Source organism: uncultured Acetatifactor sp., assembly GCF_948601915.1.
Classification (GTDB): Bacteria; Bacillota; Clostridia; order Lachnospirales; family Lachnospiraceae; genus Acetatifactor.
Map to the genome: position 1 here is coordinate 7,247 of NZ_CAPDXS010000001.1, position 21,112 is coordinate 28,358.

Below are 21,112 nucleotides of genomic sequence, written 5' to 3' on the forward strand. Positions count from 1 at the left end.
AGATGATGAACCGGAAATCCGGGACGAATTTCGTGGCGGTGCGGTTCGGGAACGTGCTGGGGAGCAATGGAAGCGTGATCCCGCTGTTCAAGCAGCAGATCGCGGAGGGCGGCCCGGTGACGGTGACGGATCCGGAGATCATCCGCTATTTCATGACCATCCCGGAGGCCGTGTCTTTGGTGCTGCAGGCGGGGGCCTATGCCAGGGGCGGGGAGATATTCGTCCTGGACATGGGGGAGCCCATGAAGATCCTGGATCTGGCGGTGAACCTGATCAAGCTTTCGGGGTATCGGCCCGGGGAGGACATTGAAATCAGGTTCACAGGACTGCGGCCGGGGGAGAAGATGTATGAGGAGCTTTTGATACAGCAGGAGAACCTGGAGAAGACGGCGAACAAGATGATTTTCATCGAAAAACCGACTTATTTCAATGAAGAGATTTTCGAGAGGCAGCTGGAGAAGCTGATTGCCGCCGCGAAGAAGGAGTCCTCGGATATCCGGCGGGAGATCCGGGAGATTGTGGGCACATATCGCGCGGAGGGCGACGAGGGCTGAAGGACAGGCCGAAGCCTGAGCTTGTACAGGATAGGGGGAATGCGGCGCGCGGAAGGAGGAGCCGGGATGAAGAGAGTCTTGATCACCGGGGCGGGGAGCTATATCGGCACTGCCTTTGAGAGCTGGATAGCCGAACGTTCCGATTCTATCGTCACAGAGACGCTGGGCATGCGGGACGGGGCCTGGCGGGGGCATGATTTTCATGGATACGACAGCGTCTTCCATGTGGCGGGGCTGGCCCATGCGGATGTGGGGAAGGTGTCGGAGGAGACGAAGGAGCTGTACTATAAGGTGAACTGCGACCTGGCCGTGGAGTGCGCCGGGAAGGCAAAGGCGGAAGGGGTGGGGCAGTTCATCTTTATGAGCAGCATCATCGTGTACGGGGACAGCGCGGGGATCGGGAAGCGGAAGGTGATTGGCCGGGACACTCCGTTAGCCCCGGCTAACTTCTATGGGGACAGCAAGGTTCGGGCGGAGAAGGGCTTAAGGGAGCTGGAGGACGACGGGTTTCGCGTAGTCATCCTGCGGCCGCCCATGATATACGGGAAGGGTTCAAAGGGGAATTATCCGCTTCTGGCAAAGCTGGCGGTGAAGCTCCCCTTTTTTCCAAAGGAGGAGAACCAGCGGAGCATGCTCTACATCGGGAACCTGTGCAGGTTCGTGGAACTGATGGTGGAGAACGGGGAGAGGGGGATTTTCTATCCCCAGAATGAAGAGTACGTGCGCACCGCAGACATGGTGGCGGCGATCGCGGCGGAGCATGGGAAGCGGATCCGGCTGACAGGAATCTTCCATCCGGCCCTGTGGCTGCTGGGCAAAATAGGGGGGAAGCTGGGGGGCCTGGCGGACAAGGCCTTTGGAAACATGGTCTATGAGAAGGAAATGAGCGACTACAGGGAAGAATACAGGGTGTACGGGTTCCGGGAATCCGTGCATCTGACGGAGAGCCGGGATGCATAAGACAGTGAGCATTGTGACTGTGACCTACAACAGCGAGGAGACCCTTGGGGCCACCATGGAATCGGTGCTGGGCCAGACCTGTACGGAGATCGAGTATCTGATTGTCGACGGGGCTTCCACGGACGGCACGGTGGCCGTGGCGGAGAGCTACCGGGAGCGGATGGAGCGGAAGGGAATCCGGCTCCGCGTGCTTTCGGAGAGGGACGGGGGCATCTATGACGCCATGAACAAGGGGATACGGATGGCCACCGGGGATGTGATCGGAATCCTGAACAGCGACGACTGGTATGAGGCGGATGCGGTGGAGACAGTGCTGGGGGAGTTCGAGAAGGGCGGGTGCGACCTGCTGTTCTCGGATATCAGGCTGCACAGGGCGGACGGGAGCTGCTTCGTGAAAAAGGCCAGGCTGCGCAGGTTCCAGACCTCCAGGGACTGGAACCATCCCACCATGTTCGTGGAGGCGCAGGTGTATAAGAGGCATCCCTTCCGGAACCGGGGAATCCACGACGATTATGGGTGCTATCTGCAGCTGGTGAGGGAAGGGTATCGGGTCAGGACGCTGGGAAAGGTTCTGGCGAACTTCCGCATGGGAGGGGTCAGCAACCGGAAGAGCCTGCGGGAGGCGCTGGGGCGGATTCGGGACAGGTATGTGTGGTGCTATCGGGCGAATGGGTATAGCAGGTGGTATTTGGTGGAATGTATTGCCATTGAGTGCGTGAAGATGGTCTTTGGGTGAGTGCGCACAGATTTTCTAAGCGGCCAGGAGGGGCGTGGAACCTCTTGGCTGCGCGGACGGAAATGTTCTGCTGCATGTGCCGCCGGACGCGGCCAGGGGGATAAGATGAAGATAGGGATTGATCTGCTGTGGGTCCGGCCGGGGATTTGCGGGGGGACGGAGTCCTATATCAGGAACCTGATGGAGGGCTTTGGGCAGTATGATAAGGCTAATACGTATGTATTGCTGGTGTCAGGGGATAACGGGGACAGCTTCGCGTCCTACGACCGGTATGCCAATATGGAGCGGCTGGCGCTGCCTGTGGAGTCCGCCAGCCAGCCGAAGCGGATTCTGTGGGAGAACCTGCATCTGGACAGGGTTGCCAGGCGGCTGGGAATCGACGTGATGTTCATTCCGGTGTACAGCATGCCTTTGACCTATGGCAGCGGCATTCCCTATGTCAGTGTGATACATGATCTGCAGGCGCTCCACTATCCGGCGTATTTTTCGGCGGGCAGACGGATGTTCCTGAAATATATGTGGAGGCATGCATGCAGGGCCTCGGCCCATGTGGTCACCATATCGGAGTATTGCAGGAGGGATTTAGAGAGCCATTATCCGGCTGTTGCGGGAAAGTGTTCTGTCGTCTATAATCCGGTGGAGACGAAGGTATCGGATATGCCGGTGGAGGCACTGACGGAAAAGTACGGAATCCGGGACGGGAATTATTTTTATTGCGTCAGCTCCATGCTGCCCCACAAGAATCTGGGAACGCTGCTGGAAGTGATGGCACTGCGAAAGCGCAAGGGGGAAGAGAGGCCCTTGGTCATAAGCGGCGTGGGCGGGGATAAGACTGCTTTTCGCCAGGCGGTGGCGAAATGGGGGATTGCGGATTTGGTCATCGATATGGGTTTCGTCTCTGATGAGGAGCGGGACTGCCTCTATGAGAACTGTAGGCTTTTCTTGTTCCCCAGCGTGTTCGAGGGGTTCGGCATGCCGCCTATCGAGGCCATGCGCAGGGGGAAGCGGGTGGTGATGACTAAGGAGAGCTGCCTGGAGGAAGTGACCCAGGGGAAGGCTGTGTACGTGGAGAGGCCTTATGACGCGGAGGAGTGGGCGGAGAAGATTGACGCGGCGCTGGCGCTGCCGGATGGGCGGGAGGCGTTTGCGGAGTATGGGCTGCGGCATGTAGTGGGGGAGTATCTGAGGGTGTTCGGGGGGTGTTAGGCCTCTTTTTCCAGGAGCTATGGAGGAATCCTGGCAGAGGCTGGCGGGAATGCCTGTCGGGAACATGATGCAAGGCGTATACAGGGGAAGGGCCGGAGGTTGGCATGACAGTATCTGTGTGTATGGGAATCTATAATGGAGAAAAGTATATTGAAGAGCAGCTGGATTCCATCCTGAGACAGACGAGAAGGGCGGAGGAGGTCATCCTCTGCGATGACTGTTCCACAGACAGGACGGTGGAGATTGTCCGGCTGTTCATAGAGAGGAATGGCCTGCAGGAAAGCTGGAGGCTGTATTGTAATGGGGAAAACAGGGGGTATCCGGGGAATTTTTATTATGTGATGGGGCTGTGTGCCGGGGATGTGGTGTTCCTGGCGGATCAGGACGATGTATGGGCGGAGACGAAGCTGGAGCGGATGTGCGCGGTGCTGGAGGAGCATCCGGAGGCGGAGGTGCTGGCGTGCAAGTTCGGGCTGATGGACGGGGAGGGCGAGAGAATCCATGCCGTGATGGCGCCTTCCCGCAGTCTGGGGACGAGGAAGCTGCGGCAGGTGGGGCTTCGGGAGATTTTCCGTAAATATCAGTGGCCCGGGATGGTGCTGGCGTATCGGAACGGGTGGTATCGGGAGCGGGGGATGGGAATCTGCGGGCAGGAGAGCCCGGGGCCTTGCGGAGAGTACGGGAGCCGGAGCCATGAGGATGTGGGTCAGTGCGGGGAGGAAAGGAACCGGAGTTGTGAGGATGCGGGGCCTTGCGGGGAGTACGGGAGCCGGAGCCGTGAGGATGCGGGGCATCGCGGGGAGTACGGGAGCCAGAGCCGTGAGGATGCGGGGCATCGCGGGGAGTACGGGAGCCGGAGCCATGAGGATGCGGGTCAGTGCGGAGAGGACAGGAGCGGGCCTTGCGGGAATGGGGGATTAGAGTTCAGGGTGCCCCACGACATCTTCCTGTGCGCCATGGCGGCGGAGGAGGGGGCTTTTTTCCATATGGATGAAGAACTGGCGCACCATAGAAGACATGATAGTAATACAGCCGCGGAAGAGCACCGGGTGGGGAAGCTGCTGCAGAGGGAGCGGAAGCTCTGGGAGATAGAGAAGTACCTGCGGATGCTGGGAGAGTTCGAGGAGCGCCGGGTCCTGCGGACGGAGGCGGGGAAGCGTATCCTGCGGGAGAAGACCCGGGCCATGGAAGGGCGGTATGAGGCGCTGCAGTCCGGAAGAATCTGGCAGGTGCTGCGGGCGGCTGCACGGGATTGGAGGCAGGTGCGGGCGGTGGCGGTGGTCTGTGATTTGATGATCGTGCGGGGCGGCAGGGAATGAGGCGATTGGCATGACGGCTCAGACCGTAGAGAAAAATCGAAATAATAATCGAAATAATCCATGAACTTGTTCCATTTTGGGACATGCTGTGGTATACTAAAAATATTTCATTGCAGAGATATTCAGAGTACATATATAGAAGTGGGGGAATCCATGGATATCGCAAGAGAGGAATTCATGAAGAAATATCGGATTTCTCCTGGACAATTCGCCGATTCGCAGCTATCCTGGGATGAATTGAGGGAAATTGCGGAAGACTATGAAAGACGGCAGCCGGAGTTGGATAGGATCCGAAACGAGTTTATCAGGGAATATTTTCTGGACAGGGAGGAAGTGATGGGCCTCCAGTCCTACCGCAGCAGATGCAAGGCGGCAGAGCATGTGGTGGAGAAAATCGTCAGAAAAAGAATCGAGAATTATGTGAAATACAAGAATCTCAGCAAAGACAATTACTGGATGTTCCTGACCGATTTAATAGGAATCAGAGGGCTCCTGCTGTACAGGGAGGACTGGGTAAGATTCCATACCTATATTACCGGCAGGATTGAGAATGCGCCGGAGAGATATATAAAGGGAGACAGCGTACATGATTATGTGAGCGATGGAAGCGTATTTATGGCAGAGCCGCCGAAAGTGCATATCCGCGCAGGGGATTTCCATGAGATATATGCAGACTGGATTCCTTTGGAGCATATACTGGATAGAAAGCATTACCGCTCCATTCATTATATAGTGAACTACCGTGGGACTTATATCGAAATACAGATAAGGACGCTGTTCGAGGAAGGCTGGGGCGAGATAGACCATGACATCCTGTATCCCTGCCAGAAAGATAATCCTATGCTTTTGGAATTTTCCGAACTGCTGAACAGGCTGTCAGGAATGGGAGATGAAATGGGGTCTTATTACCATAGGCTGCAGGCTGTGCCGGAGGCGAGCTTTCGGGGAAAGAGGGCTGCGGTGTCGAAACCGCAGACAGGGCAGCTTCATTTTTCGAATCATGGCAGTTTGGCAAGTGTCGGTAATGTCCGTACATTTCAGGATGCAATAGACAGTGTGGTCAGGGAATAGGAGGAGCCAGGGTATGGTTAAGACAGGGATGAGTCAGGCGATTGTGGATTCCGGGGAAAAGGTGATGCAGCTGATAAAGGAAGGGGACATCCGTCTGCATATCATGGGGAATTCCAACCTTGAGCGGGACGGCGATGTGGAGCACAGGGAGATGATGGAATACGGAGAATTCATAAGGACAAGGTTCTGCTATGACCTGATGAACCTTACGGGTAGCAAGATATGAACAATATTGAGAATATCTATCTTGACTACAATCCTATAGTGCAGGAGTTCACCGAGGAAAAGGTGAGGTCAGGGTACGAAAATCTTTACAAGGAGATGCAGCAGTTTCTGGGGGACTATGAGCTGGCGAAGCATGTCAAGGTGGACGAGGTGGCTCTGACTCATGGAATCCTGGACTATTTCACGGATATATCCCGTCTCAAAAAACTCCATGGGATCAGGGAAGTCAATGACATAAAAGTATACGCGTATCAGAGCTATTGGCTTCTCCGCAGACATCCGCTGCAGATTATCGACAATCCCGATAATGACGAAAAGGTGGTATTCGTCAATGAGAAATTCGTGTTTTCCAGGCTGGCGAAATTCCTGATGGGAGCTCAGTTGGGAAGTGATATTCCCGAGAAAAAGCGCAAGAGCGTCCTGAACTATTTTGACACATTGTATTATTATCTGAAGTTCAGGAACTATGACGCGCAGATGCTGGAGCTTTTTATATTGAGCTTCCAGGCGGGGAGGTTGGTTGGGGAGCACCAGGTTGGGTGAGGAAGCGTATATCTTAATCTCTTTGGGTTCAATTCCCCGCAGCTCTGCTGCGGGGAGTTTCATTCTCCCCAAAATTAGGTTGTAACATATTGGGACGAAGTGGCAAAGAGATGGAGCGAAAGCTGAAACTGCCTATCGGAATCGAGAATTTCGAGAAGCTTCGGACGGAGGGCTTCTACTATGTAGATAAGAGCGGATTGATAATGGAGCTTCTGGAGAATTGGGGGGAGGTTGGAGGACGGCTGCCAGGAAGCTCTGGCGCAGATAGAAGCCCTGGGGTATGAGGACAGGCTGGAGGATGACGGGATTGGGATTGTCATAAAGTATGGGATTGCATGCTGCCGGAAGCGGTGCAGGGTGGTGAGAGGGTGATGGGCGGCTGGAGCACAGGAATTCCTGTTTGAATCCTCGATGTGCCCAGCCTGCTCAAACCGATTGGCCAACCTGAATCATTTTGGAATTTATACCTTTCCGCAGACCAGCGTATACAATATGCTGTCCTAAAAGAGACTTTCAGAGCTCTTTTTTCCCTGAACCTTTTCTCGTATAATATATTGCGGAGATTTATTTATGCAAATGTATATTCGACCAATATATTCCCCAATAATCCCAAGGACAATCAGTAACACACCTCCAATCAACATCATTACTGCCATGGTAGAACTCCAGCCTAACATAACTTCAGATGGATGAGCCAACTTATTTAGGACAAGGATAATAGTGGATATGAATCCAACTGCGGCTAGTATCAGGCCTAGTAAAGATGCCAGTCGTAACGGCTTTACAGAAAATGCTGTAAAACCGTTCATCCACAAAGAAAGGAGCTTTTGAATAGAGTACCCGGAAGACCCTTCCTGTCTTTCTCTGTGAGTGACATCGACATTAGCAATATTTTTTGTAGAACGGAGCACTAGACCGATTACATAGGGGAAAGAATGGTCATACTTAACCATTTCGTCCACAATATATCTGCGGATTGCAAAATAGCTGGAGATATATAAATCCTTAGGTTTATCTAACAGAAATTCAGTCATTTTGCTATTGATTCTGCTCCCAATATTCCTAAATATGGAGTGTTTTTTACTCACATATCGTGCATATGCTACATCATATCCTTCTTCGATTTTCTCTAATAATTTACCTACCTCGTTACCTGGTGTTTGCTCATCGTCATCCATACAAACAATAATATCTCCTGATACCTGGTTGAATCCAGCCATTAAGGCAGCATGTTGCCCAAAGTTTCGGGCCAAATTAATTCCGATGATATTTGGATTACTAATACATAAATTGCGGATAACCTCAAAAGTATTATCCGGAGAACAATCATTTACCAACACGAGCTCCCATGAATACTGCTGTAAGTCGTCCATTGTTGTTATAATTTCCTGTACAACAAGAGAAATGGTATGTTCAGAGGCATAGCACGGAATTACAAATGAAATCTTTTTCTGCATCATTCTTGCCTTTCAAATTTTGTTGACAACTATTTATAGAATTTATAAATTTTGTCTATTATATAGTCAATTTCTTCCGTTTTTAATCCATAATAAAGGGGCAAACGCAATAACCTTTCACTTTCCGTAGTCGTATATATATCTAGACCCGAAAATCTTCCATAACGTATTCCTGCAGGTGCAGTATGAAGAGGTATATAATGGAATACGGCAAGAATATCATTCTCTTTTAGGAAAGTGATTAACCGTGTTCTCTCATCAAGATTTTTTGCCTTTATGTAATACATATGTGCATTATGATGACAGTGCTCCGGGATAAAAGGAAGTTCTATCCTTCCTTTTTCAGCTAATGGTTTCAAGCCTTCATTATAGCGTTTCCAGCAGACAAGCCTGTCCTCGTTTATTATATCTGCCTGCTCCAACTGTGCCCACAAATATGCAGCGTTCATGTCACTGGGTAAATAGGATGATCCTGCTTCTACCCAGGTGTATTTATCTATTTGCCCGCGGAAAAATTTACTTCTGTTAGTACCTTTTTCCCTGATGATTTCAGCAGCTTCTATGTTTGCGACATCACGTATTAAAAGAGCCCCTCCTTCTCCCATACTATAGTTCTTTGTCTCATGGAAGCTATAACAACCATAGTCACCAATACTTCCTAAAGACTTCCCTTTATATGTGCTCATAACCCCCTGTGCGGCATCTTCAATGACATATAACTTGTAGCGACTGGCAACATCCATAATCACATCCATTTCACAACCGACACCAGCATAGTGAACAGGGACAATTGCTTTCGTTTTTTCTGTAATTGCATTCTCTATCAACTTTTCATCGATGTTCATTGTATCTGGACGGACATCGACAAACACAGCCTTTGCTCCTCTCAGCACAAACGCATCTGCTGTGGACACAAAGGTAAAGGAGGGCATTATGACTTCATCCCCCGGATGGATGTCTGTGAGTAGAGCCGCCATCTCGATTGCGTGTGTACATGAGGTAGTCAGCAAGGCCTTGGAGGCTCCCGTTTGTCTTTCTATCCATGTGTTGCATTTTTTTGTAAAATCTCCATCACCACATATCTTTTGGTTTTTAATGGCTTGTTTAATATACTCTGGTTCTTTTCCTAGATAGGGTGGAACATTAAATTTAATCATATTAGGCACCTCTCTTTATATAAAAAATGATTTCTTTAGCTATTTAATACGATAATAACTGTACTTTTCTGTAGTAATCTGGTTTACACAGCCATATTGTGCTATATATCGGGTAACATAATCATCAAATTCTTGAGGGCCGCTTCCATCCCTTGCTACAATGAATCCTCCTGTTCCAACATAGTTGATATATTGAAGGAAGTCTTGGTAGTCGTTAATATATGCTCCGGAGAGATATCTGTCGAAAACATATTGTACAGTTTCTACACGTGCGTCCAACATACACATAGCCGTTGGGCCATCGGCAAGAATCTGAAGATTCCCGCCAACATTTTTCAAATCTTCATTTATGCTGTATATATCAAGAAATTTCATGTACTCATATTTCTTTGCAATTTTGTCTTCTTCTGACATATATAATTTGATGGCGTCCTGGGAAAATCTGGTCGCGGTTCCCCAGGAGGGGTGTGTAGTGAAGACAAAGACCAGGTTTAATAGCATGAACATTCCCATGATTGCCGTAAACCATAATTTGTAATTTGTCCAATTATCGCTTTCCGTTATTCGGATAAAGACATAACATGTGGCTGTAACTACCGCAACGCTAAAATAATTACCATCTGGAGCTGCCATTGTAATCAAAAAATACACTGATACAACAGCCAAGATGACGGTTATAGTAAAGAGAAACTTGTTTGTATTATTCAACCTGTGCCTGAACAAACCCACTAAGCACATAAACATAAATACACTATAGTTGCCAATCCATTGGGCGGTAATTTTGCCAGCTTTATTGACATCAAATAGAACAGATACTATTCTGGATGGATCAATAACATGACCTGGTTTATAGGAGGCATCAACATTAAAATATAATTTAGCCTGAAATCCCAATGCATCCCATACGTTTTTTCCTTCCCTATATGTAGGATAACCTGTCAATTTATATGTACGATATATTATTCCTATAAAGATAAAACAAGCAGATAGAACCAAAATACTACATAACAGATTAGGCTTTTCAAGCCTTGCTTTCTTATATAGAAAAAGATATAGTAACGTCACCAATATTACAAAAAGAATCAATGTTGAAAACAAAAAAGCAGTGTATTTAACTGTATAAGACATAATACCGGCTGTAAGGGCAATTCCTAAAAAACTTGTTCTTTACTCCTTAAGAATTTTATAAAATAAATAATAAGCATCAATGTATATAAATAGCAAAGCGTATCGCTCTTAGCTGTACAGGATATACCAATGATACAAACGGAGGAAAATATCAGAAATAGTATGCATAGTATTTGTATTTGGCTTTCCTTAATGATTCTTTTTAAAAAGTCATAAACCTCAATAACGCAAATTAGCATTATCCACAAATTAGCAGAGATTAGATATCCTGCCAATCCAAGTCCGGTAAGAGGAGCCATAAGAAGTTCCTTAAATTTAGGATAGTAGTGGACAAATGTAGTATAGCCGAGATAATCGTAAAAAGAGTGCTCACCAAATAGGCACTTATCAGTATATAACGCGTACCATGAAGAATCTGATTCAATCATTGTATTTACGCGAGCGCAGGAGATTAGCATTACAAAAACAAAATACAAATGAGGGAGAAATTCCATCCATTTTGTAGTATTTAAATATCTGACATATCTTATGAGCAAAACCTCATCAAGTCTAATGGATTTCGGGGGGGAGCTATTGCCAGCAAAAACAATAAAATAGTTAATATCCTTAAGTTATTTATTCCCCCAAGTTTTAGAAAAGACATTATTATCGCAAGACTTCCCCATATTATGCTTCCAACTAAAAAATTAATTCCAGTGGAATAGCTTATCTCATCCTTTCTAACAGAAAGCAAACAAGATTTTCCTATCAAAATAAGTATTTCTATATATAAATAGGAGACCAGACATTGGGTCAAGGTACCTGTTGAAGATAGATATATGGCGCTGGCTGCCAATATAAAAGCCCTTTCTTTTTGGGAGAGAAACATGAGAATACAATGATGCCTACCAAATAAAGGAGCAATTCAAAAGCATCCTTCCAAAACAAGGATACAGAAATATGCCAGCTGAAAACACCTTTTACAAATAAAGAATATACTGGAAAAAACAGAAAAGGTATTGCCAGTACGCTAAATACGCATATATATACTAGATTTTTCTTTTTCGTCATATTGTGCCTCCAAATTTACGGCTTTTGTTATATAAATTTTATCGCCCCTGCATTGATGAAATAATCATCGTCATTTCTCGCATATCCCCACCAGTATTCTCCTGAACAAAATTGGTTTCCATCCTTAAAGTGATAATCTGGTTTGGTGCTGTATTTACATTAATTGTTTTGGTAGGCTCTTGTAGCTCAATAGCTTCTGTCAATATATCGTTCACATAAAGATAAATCTTCTTATCATGGAAATCCTCCAAAGGGCAATAAATATCTATATCAAGGATACCTTCGTCACCTGTCCGAATTTGGAACTGGCTGTTTTTTGCTACCCAACCGTCCCCATAATAGCCATACTCCTTAAGGCAATTTTGCAAACTGTCTCCAATTAACTTTTGTGCAAAATTATCTTTATTGCTGGAGGTTAATAATCCGGCATCGGACAATTCATAGAAATATATATATAGCCCGTTATCTTCTATAGGGTTTACGTAATTAATCACGGAACATTTCTCTTTTGCATATCGGCAAATGCCAAATCCTGTATTTAACGATGTTGTTACAACACAGATTTCATCTTTATTCCGAATCGTAAACTGATTTTCGTCAAAATAGAGACATATATCCCCACTTGTTTCTGCTTCTTGGGAAATCTGGATATCTCTTCCGCGTAGACTGGCAAACTCTGTCCAGTAGGGAGCATGGACCGCCAATGCATTCTTTGTAACAAATAAATCAGTGCTTTTTATTTCATATCCATCAAATAGTTTCATTAGTTCTGTAGAAAAAAGAGATTCCATAGTAAGTAAGCGCTGAAAATCCAGTTTCTGTTGTTCTGCAAAAACATCGTTCATGGCTTGTACAGGTAGTACATAACAGGCAACACTGATTGCCATGAAAAGAGCCAAAGTTTTATTTCGAAATGTCTGAATCAAATGCCATATTATGAACCAGCAGACAAAGGTTGCGGCGAAGTATGTGAAAAAAGAAGTGGGCAACGCCATAAAGGCATCAGGGCCTACATTCCCTTGATACATTTTTGCCACAGCAATGGGGAATGTAGGTAAGATGACACATGAAAGCCCCATAAACAAGAATCCAAGGAACTTTTTTCTTTCCATGGAAACCGCTTTTTTGTCCTTAGCCAGAAAATATATAATACAGCCATATACAATGCTCACCAGAAATATACGAACAAAACTTTCTGTGTCTATGTTGTTATAATATGCAAATAGATATCTATATTTAGGCGAAAACAGATAATACCCTGGGAAACTTGCTTGTGCCAACTGCATTATGATTTTTATGGAGCTTTTGACAGAAAACCCGCCCAGAAGATTTCCTGAATAAGAGGATTTAAAAAGGTTGCCAAATATAATGTAACATATTATAAAAAGCAAGGCAGTTGCGGTTGGATACAGACTTTTTCTGATAGTCTGCTTCTTAATTCCTATTTTCCAAAGAGCAATTCCCCAATATACTGGAATCAGCATTACAAATGATTCATAACTTACTAGATTTATAAATAAAAGCACTAAAGATGCGAGTAGTGCCCTTTTTCTTCCGGTTTCCAAGTAATTTATAAAAAAGACGAATGAAAGCAATAAAAAGGCGAAAGGTATATTGAATAATGTATTAAATGCATTGGGAGCCGTATGCTCAAACGTAATCGGCAAAAATACGACTGCTGACAAGCCACATGTGATAGCAAAGCGTCTATTTTTAAGCAACTTAAATAGAAACAGTGAAAACATGCCAGCATCCAATAATATGGACAGTATTTGCAATATTCGAAACGTCCAATTACCATTTCCCAGGAATCCTAAATACATGCTCAATGGATCTACAATTGCAGACAGAGCCCTCCCCTTTGCGACATAGTCCTCAATTGCATAATGTTTGAAAAACTGCGTAAATCCTTTCATGCTCCAAAGCCTGGTCTGCAATTCATCGTTACACATAATTTTTTGCTTATATAACGGAATAGCGACCAGTAAAAGCAACAGCGCAACAGATAGACATAAGCACTGATTTTTCTTATAGATTTTCGCAACTTGCTGCTTAGCCTTTATTGCTTTATGCATTAATTCTTTCTTTGTAGCTACAAGGCTATTGGCTATTTCCGTATTGATGAGCACATTCCATATGTCTATATAGCGCTGTTTGCTTTGGCCCAGCAAAAAAACAGCCATTTGATTGCGCATCATTAATCTCCACGTTGTCAAGCTTAGTGCAATGGCCCCTGCTGCTATAATAAACCAATATTTTTCTTCCAAGATCGGAGAGGACATAGTGCCTGGAATAAGACACGAAAAATCTGCTTTAGTAATTAAGCCTCCCAAATAAAAGGGAAAGTACATAACCTTAAAAAAGGTAAAATGAAAAAACAAAATCCCCATTGTATTCTTTCCAATAAAACAAAGTGCTTTCCCGATTTTTGAAAAAAATCGGCTTATAAACAATGAAAGTCCATAAACGAAAAGGATACCATTCAGTGCACTTATTCCATCCAATAGTAGATGGGAAAATGAGCGTGATGGCCAATCTATAGCGATATGTAGATAATGGCTAATCATCCACATACATATCACGGATATAATGATACAAGACATCCAAATATTTCTATTTCCAGCTATCCATTCAAGAATATTTATGCTCTGAAAATAATACCCTAACGCATAAAAGAAATTTCCAATGAGCACTAAGTCCAGGGGGAACATTCCTATGTGTGGTATATGTCCCATATCAACCATAACATATCCGATGATATATAATCCAGCGCAAATAAGCATATGGTATGTGGGAGATTTGTATGTCAACAAATATATGAACCTGTTTAGGATGCACACACCAAATAAAGTAATCAAGAACCAGTTGGCACCTAAAACATCCACATAGATATCACCACGTAAAAAAAATGTCCTCAGTGCTTGGCTCCAACCAGGAAACTCCCAAGCAGATAATGTTATATCATAGTTCCCTAAATGTAACAGCCATAAGACGATAAGGCCAAACAGTACAGTTACAATAGCCGGAAGAAGAACTGAGAAAAATTTGTCAAAAAATGTACGAATAAAACTTCTTTTCTCAGGATGGGACATATATCCAGATAAGAAGAAAAAAGCTGCCATATGGAACTGATAAATATATTTATTGAAGAGACCTGTACTATGACCTATCACCATAAAAACGATTAAAATACCCCTACAGATATCAAGCCATTCAAGTCTCTTTATATTGTATCTGGTATATTCCATGCTGCAACTCCCTTGAAAGCCCAAAGGCCATAGCCAAAAAGGTTTCTATATTTCACTTTTTCGCGTTATAAATCCAGCTTCAAGACTCTTTCCGCTTCCTGTTCAGTAAAATATTCACTAATAAATTCTATCCCTGCATCCGACATCTCTTTAAGCCTGTCATAATCTGAGTATAAGCCACAGATGATATCTGCCATCCGGTCAGCGTCATCCTCAACTACCATGTTCCCCATCCCCGCATCCAGCCCTTCCGCCCCTATGGTGGTCGTGACCAAGGGTATCTGGAAGTACGCCGCCTCCACGACCTTGCCCTTGACGCCTGCCCCTACCCTCAGCGGCACCACCGCCATGCGGCATTCCCGGTACAGCGCATGCAGGCCTTCATCCGGCAGGAAGCCTTCTATGATGACGTTGTCGCTTGCCATGTCCTGGATTTCCACAGGGACCTTCCCGCCGACCACATGCCACCTCATGTCCGGATGCCTTTCCAGGATTTTCGGGAAGACCTCCTTCCCGAACCATAATACCGCATCGATATTAGGCGGATGCCCGAAGCCACCCACATAGAGCAGGTCGTGCCTCTCCCTGAAGTCCTTGTTGACGCCCGTCGGCATGTCTTCATATATATAGAGCGGTATGTTGCGGATTGGTTTCCCAGGGAAGGCCTCCTGCATGATTCCCTGTTCGTAGCTGCCCACCACATGCCCCACATCTGCCTTTTCGAAAAGCTCATGCTCTATCTTCTTCCAGCGCTCGGAAGACTTCAGCCTCTCCTCGTCATGGGTCAGCATGTACTCCCGGTACTCCCTGATATGGTGCAGGTCGTGGGCGAAATAGAACACCTTCGCGCGGCCATGCCTCTTCACCAGGTCTATATACTTGATGGAGATGTGCGGCCTCTGCAGATAGACATAGTCGAAATAGTGCAGGTTGTCCGCGAGCCATTCCTTCCAGTTGTTGAAGTAGTAGTTGCCGTACAGCACCTCGATGCCATGCTGGTTCAGGTCTGTGGTGTAGGGCTCATGCTTATAGAAGTTGTCCCCTATGAAGGTGACCTTGAAGCCCATCCTGACGAACAGCAGGAGGTACATGTAGGTGCATTTCCCGCCGGCGTCCTTGTCGTAGTGGGGGACGTAGTGGTCCACCACCAGGATATGCTTTTTGTTGCGGCTGCGGTCCTTTGCGAGGAACACATCCTCCCCGTTCGGGAAATGCTCCTTCTCCAGCACGTCCTTCCACTTCTCATAGAACTTCTCCTGGTTCACGGTCTGGTACGCCTTCTGGCCCGCGGAGACGTCCGTCCCGTTCGAGATGCCCTCGAAGTGCACCACGACAGAGAGCGGCTGGTACACCACCCTGTAGCCGCGCCGTCTGACCTCGAAGGCCAGGTCTGGATCCTCATAGTATGCCGGGGCGTAGCGCTGGTCGAAGCCGCCGATCTCCTCCCAGAGGCTGCGGCGGACCATGAGGGAGGCGCCGGAGATATAGTCCACCTCTTTGACATAGTTGTACTCGGGATCCTCAGGGTTCTGCATGTGCCCATAGTTCCAGGCGGATGCATCGTTCCAGAAGATGCCCCCCGCCTCCTGGAGGTGCCCGTCTGAGTAGACCAGCTTGGAGCCGGTGAGCCCCACGGTGGGGTCGCCCTCCATCAGTTCCACGAGCGGCCGCAGCCAGTCGGCCTGCACCTGGGTGTCGTTGTTCAGGAACAGGATGTACCTCCCCCTTGCCTGGGCGGCCGCGTTGTTGCAGTTCAGCAGGAAACGGAGGTTCTCCTGGTTGCGGACGATGCGTATGCCGGAGATGGCCTTCCCTATATCCCGCGTCAGGTCGGTGGAGCAGTCGTCCGCCAGCAGGACCTCATAGGAGATGTCTCCGCTATGCTTCAAAATGGACTCCAGGCAGTGGTAGGTATAGTCGAACTGGTTGTAGACCGGAATCACTATGGTCACAAGCGGATCCTCCGGCAGCTCGAAATGCAAGGGCGCGTAGTCTTCCAGGGCATGAGATGGCTCCCCGCCGCTTTCCACCTGTGTCACGTCCAGCTTCTCCATGGCCCCGTCCACGGAACCGGAACGCTCGAACTCCTCCACCAGCCGCAGGTGGCTGGACGCACTGCCGGTTCCCTCGGTCTTCAGGATGGTAAAGCAGTTCCTTATCCTCCTGGGATTGACCATACGGGCCATCCTTATGGGATGGCGGGCGGCTTTTGCCAGGAGCTTGCAGAAGAAGCGCCTCTTGCTGTCCACCGGCAGGAGGAAGACACTTATCCTGCGGAACGCCAGCGCCATGCGGTAGGTACGGGAACGTTTTTCGCGCTCATACTCCCGCTCTGTTTCAAGGAGAAGCTGGATATGGCCCTCCTTGTTCAGGATGGTCTGACGCAGATTGGCAATTGTTTCATCCATGCCTTCAGTGACGGACTGATACTGGCTCATAGCATCTCTCAACTGTAGATTTTCTTCTTCAAGAGAATCCATATTCCGCTTTAGTTTGGCATTTGCCTCCAGCTCCAGGATATTGATTTCTTTTAGTGCATTGTTCTCTTTTGCTAAGGCCTGATTTTCGCTTAACAGTTCAACAGCTTTTTTCTCAAATTCCTTCAACACAATATTTTCTTTTGTGAGAGCCAGGTTATTGCTGGACAGGGAGGCGAGCTTTTTCTCGTTTTCCAGATAGTATCGTTCTTTTTCTTCCAAAAGCCTCACATGGGCTGCTTTATTCCAGTATCGGCGCAACAGCTCGGAGAAATCTTCATCCTGTTCTTTTACAGTTTTATGGTAGCAAATAAGGACATCCTCTCCGGCATCTGCTATGTTGAACTGTATATATCTGTCATAACATCTGCCATGCCCATCTACATCTCCGGATGCCATATTGGGAGAATCTACGTGAATCGTGATAAAGGCCAGCGATTTAAAGGCCCATAGCAGTGGACCGTTGTGCTCTATATGTTCCTCTATCTTATAAGCATCAGTTGCGCTTATTGATATTACAGTCCTCCAGGCAAGTGCACCATCATGTCGGTTCCATTCAAAAAAGCTTCTGTCAAAATTAAGTGGGTGGACGGCGGGCCGTATAGCATCATGGCCCGAACTTTCTACGGTTCCGGAAATGACATGCGCCATATGGTCGAAATGAGCCATTAGTCTTCCTTTGATTTTAGTAAGCGGAAGTTCCGGACTATAATTGGGGGCATACCAGAGTGCGGCCTTCAACTGCTCTATATTGTCAATTAAGAGATCGCGTTTTCCGAGCCAATCGGCAAGTCCGTCCATCTTGCTTACAAAATCCGAGTACATATTGTAGACGAGTGTCCTGACTTTGCTGAGGCATCCAAGCAATGTGCCGTGAAAACTTGTACAGAAAAGCGTATCAGCACCTGCTATGATGGACATTATTTCCTCCACCTGTAGGATTCTGTTTATAATGAAACAATCAGATTCATTTGCCATTGACAGTCTTTCGATTACAACTTTGTCGTCATGACACCAATTGATTGCGAAGGCTACAAGTTTCAGATTGTTCTTGCGGCAATAATCAAGCACGCATTTATAGATATCTTCCCAATTATCGAGGGTTCCCATCTGGAATGCGACATATCTGCTATCCTGTTCCAATCCGATTGTCCGATGAGCGCAGAGGCTATTTTCCCTGGCAGTAATGGCCGGGAAATATTCGTCCAGGTTCCATAGGGAATCCGGCACCATATTGTTGCCTGAAACATCTCGCCTGCCATAAAACCTATAAAAGGAATATCTGTCTCTGAACGATATATAAGCAAGGCCCGCCAGCAGTTCTTTGTCTTTGTCAGTTATGTCATGCGGCATTCCGACACTGTTGAACAGAACCCTGAGCCCATGCTTCTTTCCCATTTCGACAGGATAGCGCCATATTCTTCCGTTTTGGTATGAGATGGTCTCGCCATGGATATCCTTAAAGTTGATTGCGTCATAATGGAGAAGTTCTCCACCTCCGACAATGACCGCATCAAAACTGTATTCCCGATGGAGCTCTTCGAACCTCTCATACGGAAATATTTTGTAATCTGAGCTATATGCAGATTGGGCGCTGGTTGGGCTAAAGAAGATGATATTATTTATGACCAGCCTTTTCCTCAATTCAATTTCCAAAGCTTTGGGAAACAGCATATCACCCAAGCTGTTGATATCAAAAGCGCCAAATGCAGCTATATTGTAGCTCATACCGATTTACTCCCATTCATGCCACATATTAAAGATACCGCGCTGCTTCGTATCTGCAGACTTCGATTCCAGCAACATCAACCCCAGTATCTCGTCATAGATGACTTTTTCAGGGGATTGCACCCAAAAATCCAGGAGGTACTTCCCGTTCAGGAACTGGTTCTCGAACCGGAACCGGATTGGAGCTCCCTCCGGTTTGCCCTTATGCTCATGGACGTTCGTGTAGGTTCCATAGCAATACACTCCATCTTCGCGGGTGAACCCCACCGCAAGTACGACTTCCTTCAGCCGGTTCGGATTATCCAGAATCACTTCGATGACATATTTTGCACCAGTTTCAATAACCTGGACGGCCTGTCCACCATCGTCCAATACCTGTATCTTTGATATCAGGCACTGCCCGTTGCCGCCTCTTCTCGAACCTGGTCTACAGAAGGGGCTGACTGTTTTCAGCGTTTCATTCCGCTCCAACTCTTTCTGCCTGCGCTTCATCTCCGCCAGCTCCTCCCTGCGCTTGCGCTCATTCTCTTCTTTTTGCGCTCTGGCGGCGTCCCTGCGCCTACGATCTTCCTGTTCCTGGGCTTCCTTCCGGTGTTGCTCCTCCTGTTCCTTCCGGAGCCTTTCCTGCTGCTCCCGTATCCGTTTCTCCAGCTCCGCCTTCTTCTGCTGCTCCTCGAACTCTATGCGGTCCAGCCGCCGGCCCTCCATGGCCGCCAGATACGCCTCGCCTATGAACTTGGGCGTGCCCTCCTCCCGGATCGCACCGTCCTCTATCCAAATCAGCCGGTCGCATATCTTGTACATCTGCTCCATGGAATGGGAGACTATCACGATGGTGGTGCCCTTCCCCTTGATCTCCTTGAGCCTCTCGAAGCACTTCCTCTGGAAGGCGGCATCGCCTACCGCCAGAATCTCATCGATCAGCAGCACGTCCGCGTCCACGTTGATGGCCACGGCGAAGGCCAGGCGCATGTACATGCCCGAGGAATAGGTCCTCACCGGGCTGTCGATGAAGCCCTCCAGCTCGGAAAACCGGATGATGGCGTCCATCCTCCTCGCGACCTCCTTCCGGGTGAGCCCGAAGATCGAGGCGTTGGTGTAGATGTTCTCCCGGCCGGTCATGTCCGGGTGGAAGCCGGCCCCCAGCTCTATGAGGCTGGACACCCGGCCGTTCACCGTGACCCGCCCTTCGTTGGGGTACAGTATCCTGGTCAGGAGCTTCAGGGTGGTGCTCTTCCCGCAGCCGTTCTTCCCGATCAGGCCTACAGCCTCCCCCCTGCGCACCTGGAAGCTTATCCCGTCCAGCACCGTGACGTCCCTGTGCCTTGTGCGGGAAGGGCTTATGAAGCGCTCCTTCAGGGAGGCCGCCTTGTCCTGGTAGGACCTGAAGCGCTTCCTTACATTATCCACGTCTATGGCGATATCCTGGCTTAGTGCCAATGCATCCTTCTCCACTTACATCTCCTCCGCGAAGTTCCTCTCGAGGACCATGAAAATCAACGCCCCGGCCAAGAAGGCGACGCAGCTGTAGGCCCCTGCCAGCGCCAGGTAGGGGCCGGTGGGCTCTATCCGGTAGTACAGTATCTGGTGGAACATCTCCACTATGGGAGTCATGGGGTTGAGCATGATCAGCCGCCTGTACTGCTCCGGCACGTAGTCGACCGTGTACATGATTGGGGTGACATAGATCCATGCCATCATGAGCACGCTGACGATCTGCTCCATGTCCCGGAAGTATACCGTGGCCGCCGACAGCGCCAAGGCGATGCCCAATGCCAGCAGGTACTCCAGGAGCATCACCAGGGGGAGGTAGAGCATCGCCTCCCAGCGGAACCCGAAGCCGGACACCAGCACGGCCAGGAAGACGATGGCGAAGCTGAAGAGCATGTTCACGAAGGCGCTGGTCACGTAGGAGATGGGGATTACCTCCCTGGGGAAGGCAATCTTCTTGACCATCTCGGCCTGGGCGCGGACGCAGGTCGTGCCCCCCTGGACACAGGTGTTGAAGAAGGTCCAGGGCATCATGCCGATGATCAGATAGAGGTAGAACTTCTCTATCTGGACCCGGAATATCACGGAGAACACCGCGGAGTAGACCACCACCTGGCACAGGGGGTTGATGTAAGTCCAGAGGAAGCCGAGCACGGAGCCCTTGTAGCGCCCCCTGAGCTCCCGCCTGACCAGGCTCCTCACCATGTCCCTGTATGCATATAGCTCCTTGACCTTTCGTACCATCTCATGTCTCCATCCGGA

16 protein-coding genes and 3 pseudogenes (1 of these 19 only partly in view) are annotated in these 21,112 nt (G+C 48.1%); 10 read left to right on the plus strand and 9 right to left on the minus strand.

Features of this window, described 5'->3' with window-relative positions:
- The 10 genes and pseudogenes from Q2B33_RS00025 to Q2B33_RS00070 form a co-directional block, all read left to right on the plus strand.
- Positions 1 to 554, plus strand: a pseudogene (locus tag Q2B33_RS00025) (polysaccharide biosynthesis protein) (it extends 1,315 nt beyond the left edge of the window).
- 66 nt (positions 555 to 620) lie between these two features.
- Positions 621 to 1,514 carry an NAD-dependent epimerase/dehydratase family protein gene (locus Q2B33_RS00030; protein ID WP_300569308.1) on the plus strand — a complete coding sequence of 298 codons (894 nt, stop codon included), beginning with the start codon at positions 621 to 623 and terminating at the stop codon, positions 1,512 to 1,514.
- Positions 1,507 to 2,250 carry a glycosyltransferase family 2 protein gene (locus Q2B33_RS00035; RefSeq protein WP_300569311.1) on the plus strand — a complete coding sequence of 248 codons (744 nt, stop codon included), beginning with the start codon at positions 1,507 to 1,509 and terminating at the stop codon, positions 2,248 to 2,250. Before Q2B33_RS00030 ends, Q2B33_RS00035 begins: the two co-directional genes overlap by 8 nt.
- A 105-nt stretch (positions 2,251 to 2,355) precedes the next feature.
- A complete protein-coding gene (locus tag Q2B33_RS00040) occupies positions 2,356 to 3,456 on the plus strand; it encodes a glycosyltransferase family 1 protein (RefSeq protein ID WP_300569314.1) in 1,101 nt (366 codons plus the stop codon).
- A gap of 104 nt (positions 3,457 to 3,560) precedes the next feature.
- Positions 3,561 to 4,775, plus strand: a complete 1,215-nt coding sequence (locus Q2B33_RS00045; protein ID WP_300569317.1) for a glycosyltransferase — start codon at positions 3,561 to 3,563, stop codon at positions 4,773 to 4,775.
- A 153-nt stretch (positions 4,776 to 4,928) separates the two neighbouring features.
- The gene (locus Q2B33_RS00050) at positions 4,929 to 5,846 is read left to right on the plus strand and encodes a GTP pyrophosphokinase (protein ID WP_300791447.1); all 918 of its coding nucleotides are present in this window, start codon (positions 4,929 to 4,931) and stop codon (positions 5,844 to 5,846) included.
- Between the two features lie 13 nt (positions 5,847 to 5,859).
- Positions 5,860 to 6,072: a hypothetical protein gene (locus Q2B33_RS00055; protein WP_296473017.1), complete on the plus strand. Its 213-nt coding sequence runs from the start codon at positions 5,860 to 5,862 to the stop codon at positions 6,070 to 6,072.
- Positions 6,069 to 6,614, plus strand: coding sequence for a hypothetical protein (locus Q2B33_RS00060; protein WP_300770233.1), 546 nt, complete (start codon positions 6,069 to 6,071; stop codon positions 6,612 to 6,614). Before Q2B33_RS00055 ends, Q2B33_RS00060 begins: the two co-directional genes overlap by 4 nt.
- A 110-nt stretch (positions 6,615 to 6,724) precedes the next feature.
- Positions 6,725 to 6,847 (plus strand): annotated as a pseudogene (locus tag Q2B33_RS24390) (AAA family ATPase); the annotation flags it as partial.
- Positions 6,846 to 6,986: a hypothetical protein gene (locus Q2B33_RS00070; RefSeq protein ID WP_300791480.1), complete on the plus strand. Its 141-nt coding sequence runs from the start codon at positions 6,846 to 6,848 to the stop codon at positions 6,984 to 6,986. The pseudogene Q2B33_RS24390 and the gene Q2B33_RS00070, both read left to right, overlap by 2 nt.
- A gap of 128 nt (positions 6,987 to 7,114) precedes the next feature.
- On the opposite strand, the gene Q2B33_RS00075 is transcribed toward Q2B33_RS00070, so the two are convergent.
- The 9 genes and pseudogenes from Q2B33_RS00075 to Q2B33_RS00110 form a co-directional block, all read right to left on the minus strand.
- Complete coding sequence (locus Q2B33_RS00075) at positions 7,115 to 8,074, minus strand: glycosyltransferase family 2 protein (protein WP_300791449.1); 960 nt, start codon at positions 8,072 to 8,074, stop codon at positions 7,115 to 7,117.
- Between the two features lie 26 nt (positions 8,075 to 8,100).
- Positions 8,101 to 9,228: a dTDP-4-amino-4,6-dideoxygalactose transaminase gene (rffA, locus tag Q2B33_RS00080; RefSeq protein WP_300791452.1), complete on the minus strand. Its 1,128-nt coding sequence runs from the start codon at positions 9,226 to 9,228 to the stop codon at positions 8,101 to 8,103.
- A 39-nt stretch (positions 9,229 to 9,267) separates the two neighbouring features.
- Positions 9,268 to 10,224 carry a hypothetical protein gene (locus Q2B33_RS00085; protein WP_300913818.1) on the minus strand — a complete coding sequence of 319 codons (957 nt, stop codon included), beginning with the start codon at positions 10,222 to 10,224 and terminating at the stop codon, positions 9,268 to 9,270.
- Between the two features lie 924 nt (positions 10,225 to 11,148).
- Positions 11,149 to 11,406 (minus strand): hypothetical protein, encoded by a 258-nt coding sequence (locus tag Q2B33_RS00090; RefSeq protein WP_300791458.1) that lies wholly within the window; start codon positions 11,404 to 11,406, stop codon positions 11,149 to 11,151.
- Positions 11,407 to 11,444: 38 nt separating this feature from the next.
- Positions 11,445 to 14,654 carry an acyltransferase family protein gene (locus Q2B33_RS00095; RefSeq protein ID WP_300791460.1) on the minus strand — a complete coding sequence of 1,070 codons (3,210 nt, stop codon included), beginning with the start codon at positions 14,652 to 14,654 and terminating at the stop codon, positions 11,445 to 11,447.
- A gap of 65 nt (positions 14,655 to 14,719) precedes the next feature.
- On the minus strand, positions 14,720 to 17,353 hold the full coding sequence (locus Q2B33_RS00100) for a glycosyltransferase (RefSeq protein WP_300815090.1): 2,634 nt from the start codon (positions 17,351 to 17,353) through the stop codon (positions 14,720 to 14,722).
- A 618-nt stretch (positions 17,354 to 17,971) separates the two neighbouring features.
- Positions 17,972 to 18,859, minus strand: a pseudogene (locus Q2B33_RS24670) (polysaccharide pyruvyl transferase family protein); the annotation flags it as partial.
- Positions 18,860 to 18,865: 6 nt separating this feature from the next.
- Complete coding sequence (locus tag Q2B33_RS00105; RefSeq protein WP_300791465.1) at positions 18,866 to 20,314, minus strand: ABC transporter ATP-binding protein; 1,449 nt, start codon at positions 20,312 to 20,314, stop codon at positions 18,866 to 18,868.
- Complete coding sequence (locus tag Q2B33_RS00110) at positions 20,315 to 21,094, minus strand: ABC transporter permease (RefSeq protein ID WP_300791468.1); 780 nt, start codon at positions 21,092 to 21,094, stop codon at positions 20,315 to 20,317. It lies immediately after the preceding gene.
- Positions 21,095 to 21,112 lie beyond the last annotated feature (18 nt).

Excerpts from the sequence above, each read along its gene's own strand:
- Q2B33_RS00030 (WP_300569308.1), top strand. The coding sequence starts at position 621 with ATGAAGAGAGTCTTGATCACCGGGGCGGGGAGCTATATCGGCACTGCC.
- Q2B33_RS00035 (WP_300569311.1), top strand. The coding sequence starts at position 1,507 with ATGCATAAGACAGTGAGCATTGTGACTGTGACCTACAACAGCGAGGAG.
- Q2B33_RS00040 (WP_300569314.1), top strand. The coding sequence starts at position 2,356 with ATGAAGATAGGGATTGATCTGCTGTGGGTCCGGCCGGGGATTTGCGGG.
- Q2B33_RS00045 (WP_300569317.1), top strand. The coding sequence starts at position 3,561 with ATGACAGTATCTGTGTGTATGGGAATCTATAATGGAGAAAAGTATATT.
- Q2B33_RS00050 (WP_300791447.1), top strand. The coding sequence starts at position 4,929 with ATGGATATCGCAAGAGAGGAATTCATGAAGAAATATCGGATTTCTCCT.
- Q2B33_RS00055 (WP_296473017.1), top strand. The coding sequence starts at position 5,860 with ATGGTTAAGACAGGGATGAGTCAGGCGATTGTGGATTCCGGGGAAAAG.
- Q2B33_RS00060 (WP_300770233.1), top strand. The coding sequence starts at position 6,069 with ATGAACAATATTGAGAATATCTATCTTGACTACAATCCTATAGTGCAG.
- Q2B33_RS00075 (WP_300791449.1), bottom strand. The coding sequence starts at position 8,074 with ATGATGCAGAAAAAGATTTCATTTGTAATTCCGTGCTATGCCTCTGAA.
- rffA (WP_300791452.1), bottom strand. The coding sequence starts at position 9,228 with ATGATTAAATTTAATGTTCCACCCTATCTAGGAAAAGAACCAGAGTAT.
- Q2B33_RS00090 (WP_300791458.1), bottom strand. The coding sequence starts at position 11,406 with ATGACGAAAAAGAAAAATCTAGTATATATATGCGTATTTAGCGTACTG.
- Q2B33_RS00095 (WP_300791460.1), bottom strand. The coding sequence starts at position 14,654 with ATGGAATATACCAGATACAATATAAAGAGACTTGAATGGCTTGATATC.
- Q2B33_RS00110 (WP_300791468.1), bottom strand. The coding sequence starts at position 21,094 with ATGGTACGAAAGGTCAAGGAGCTATATGCATACAGGGACATGGTGAGG.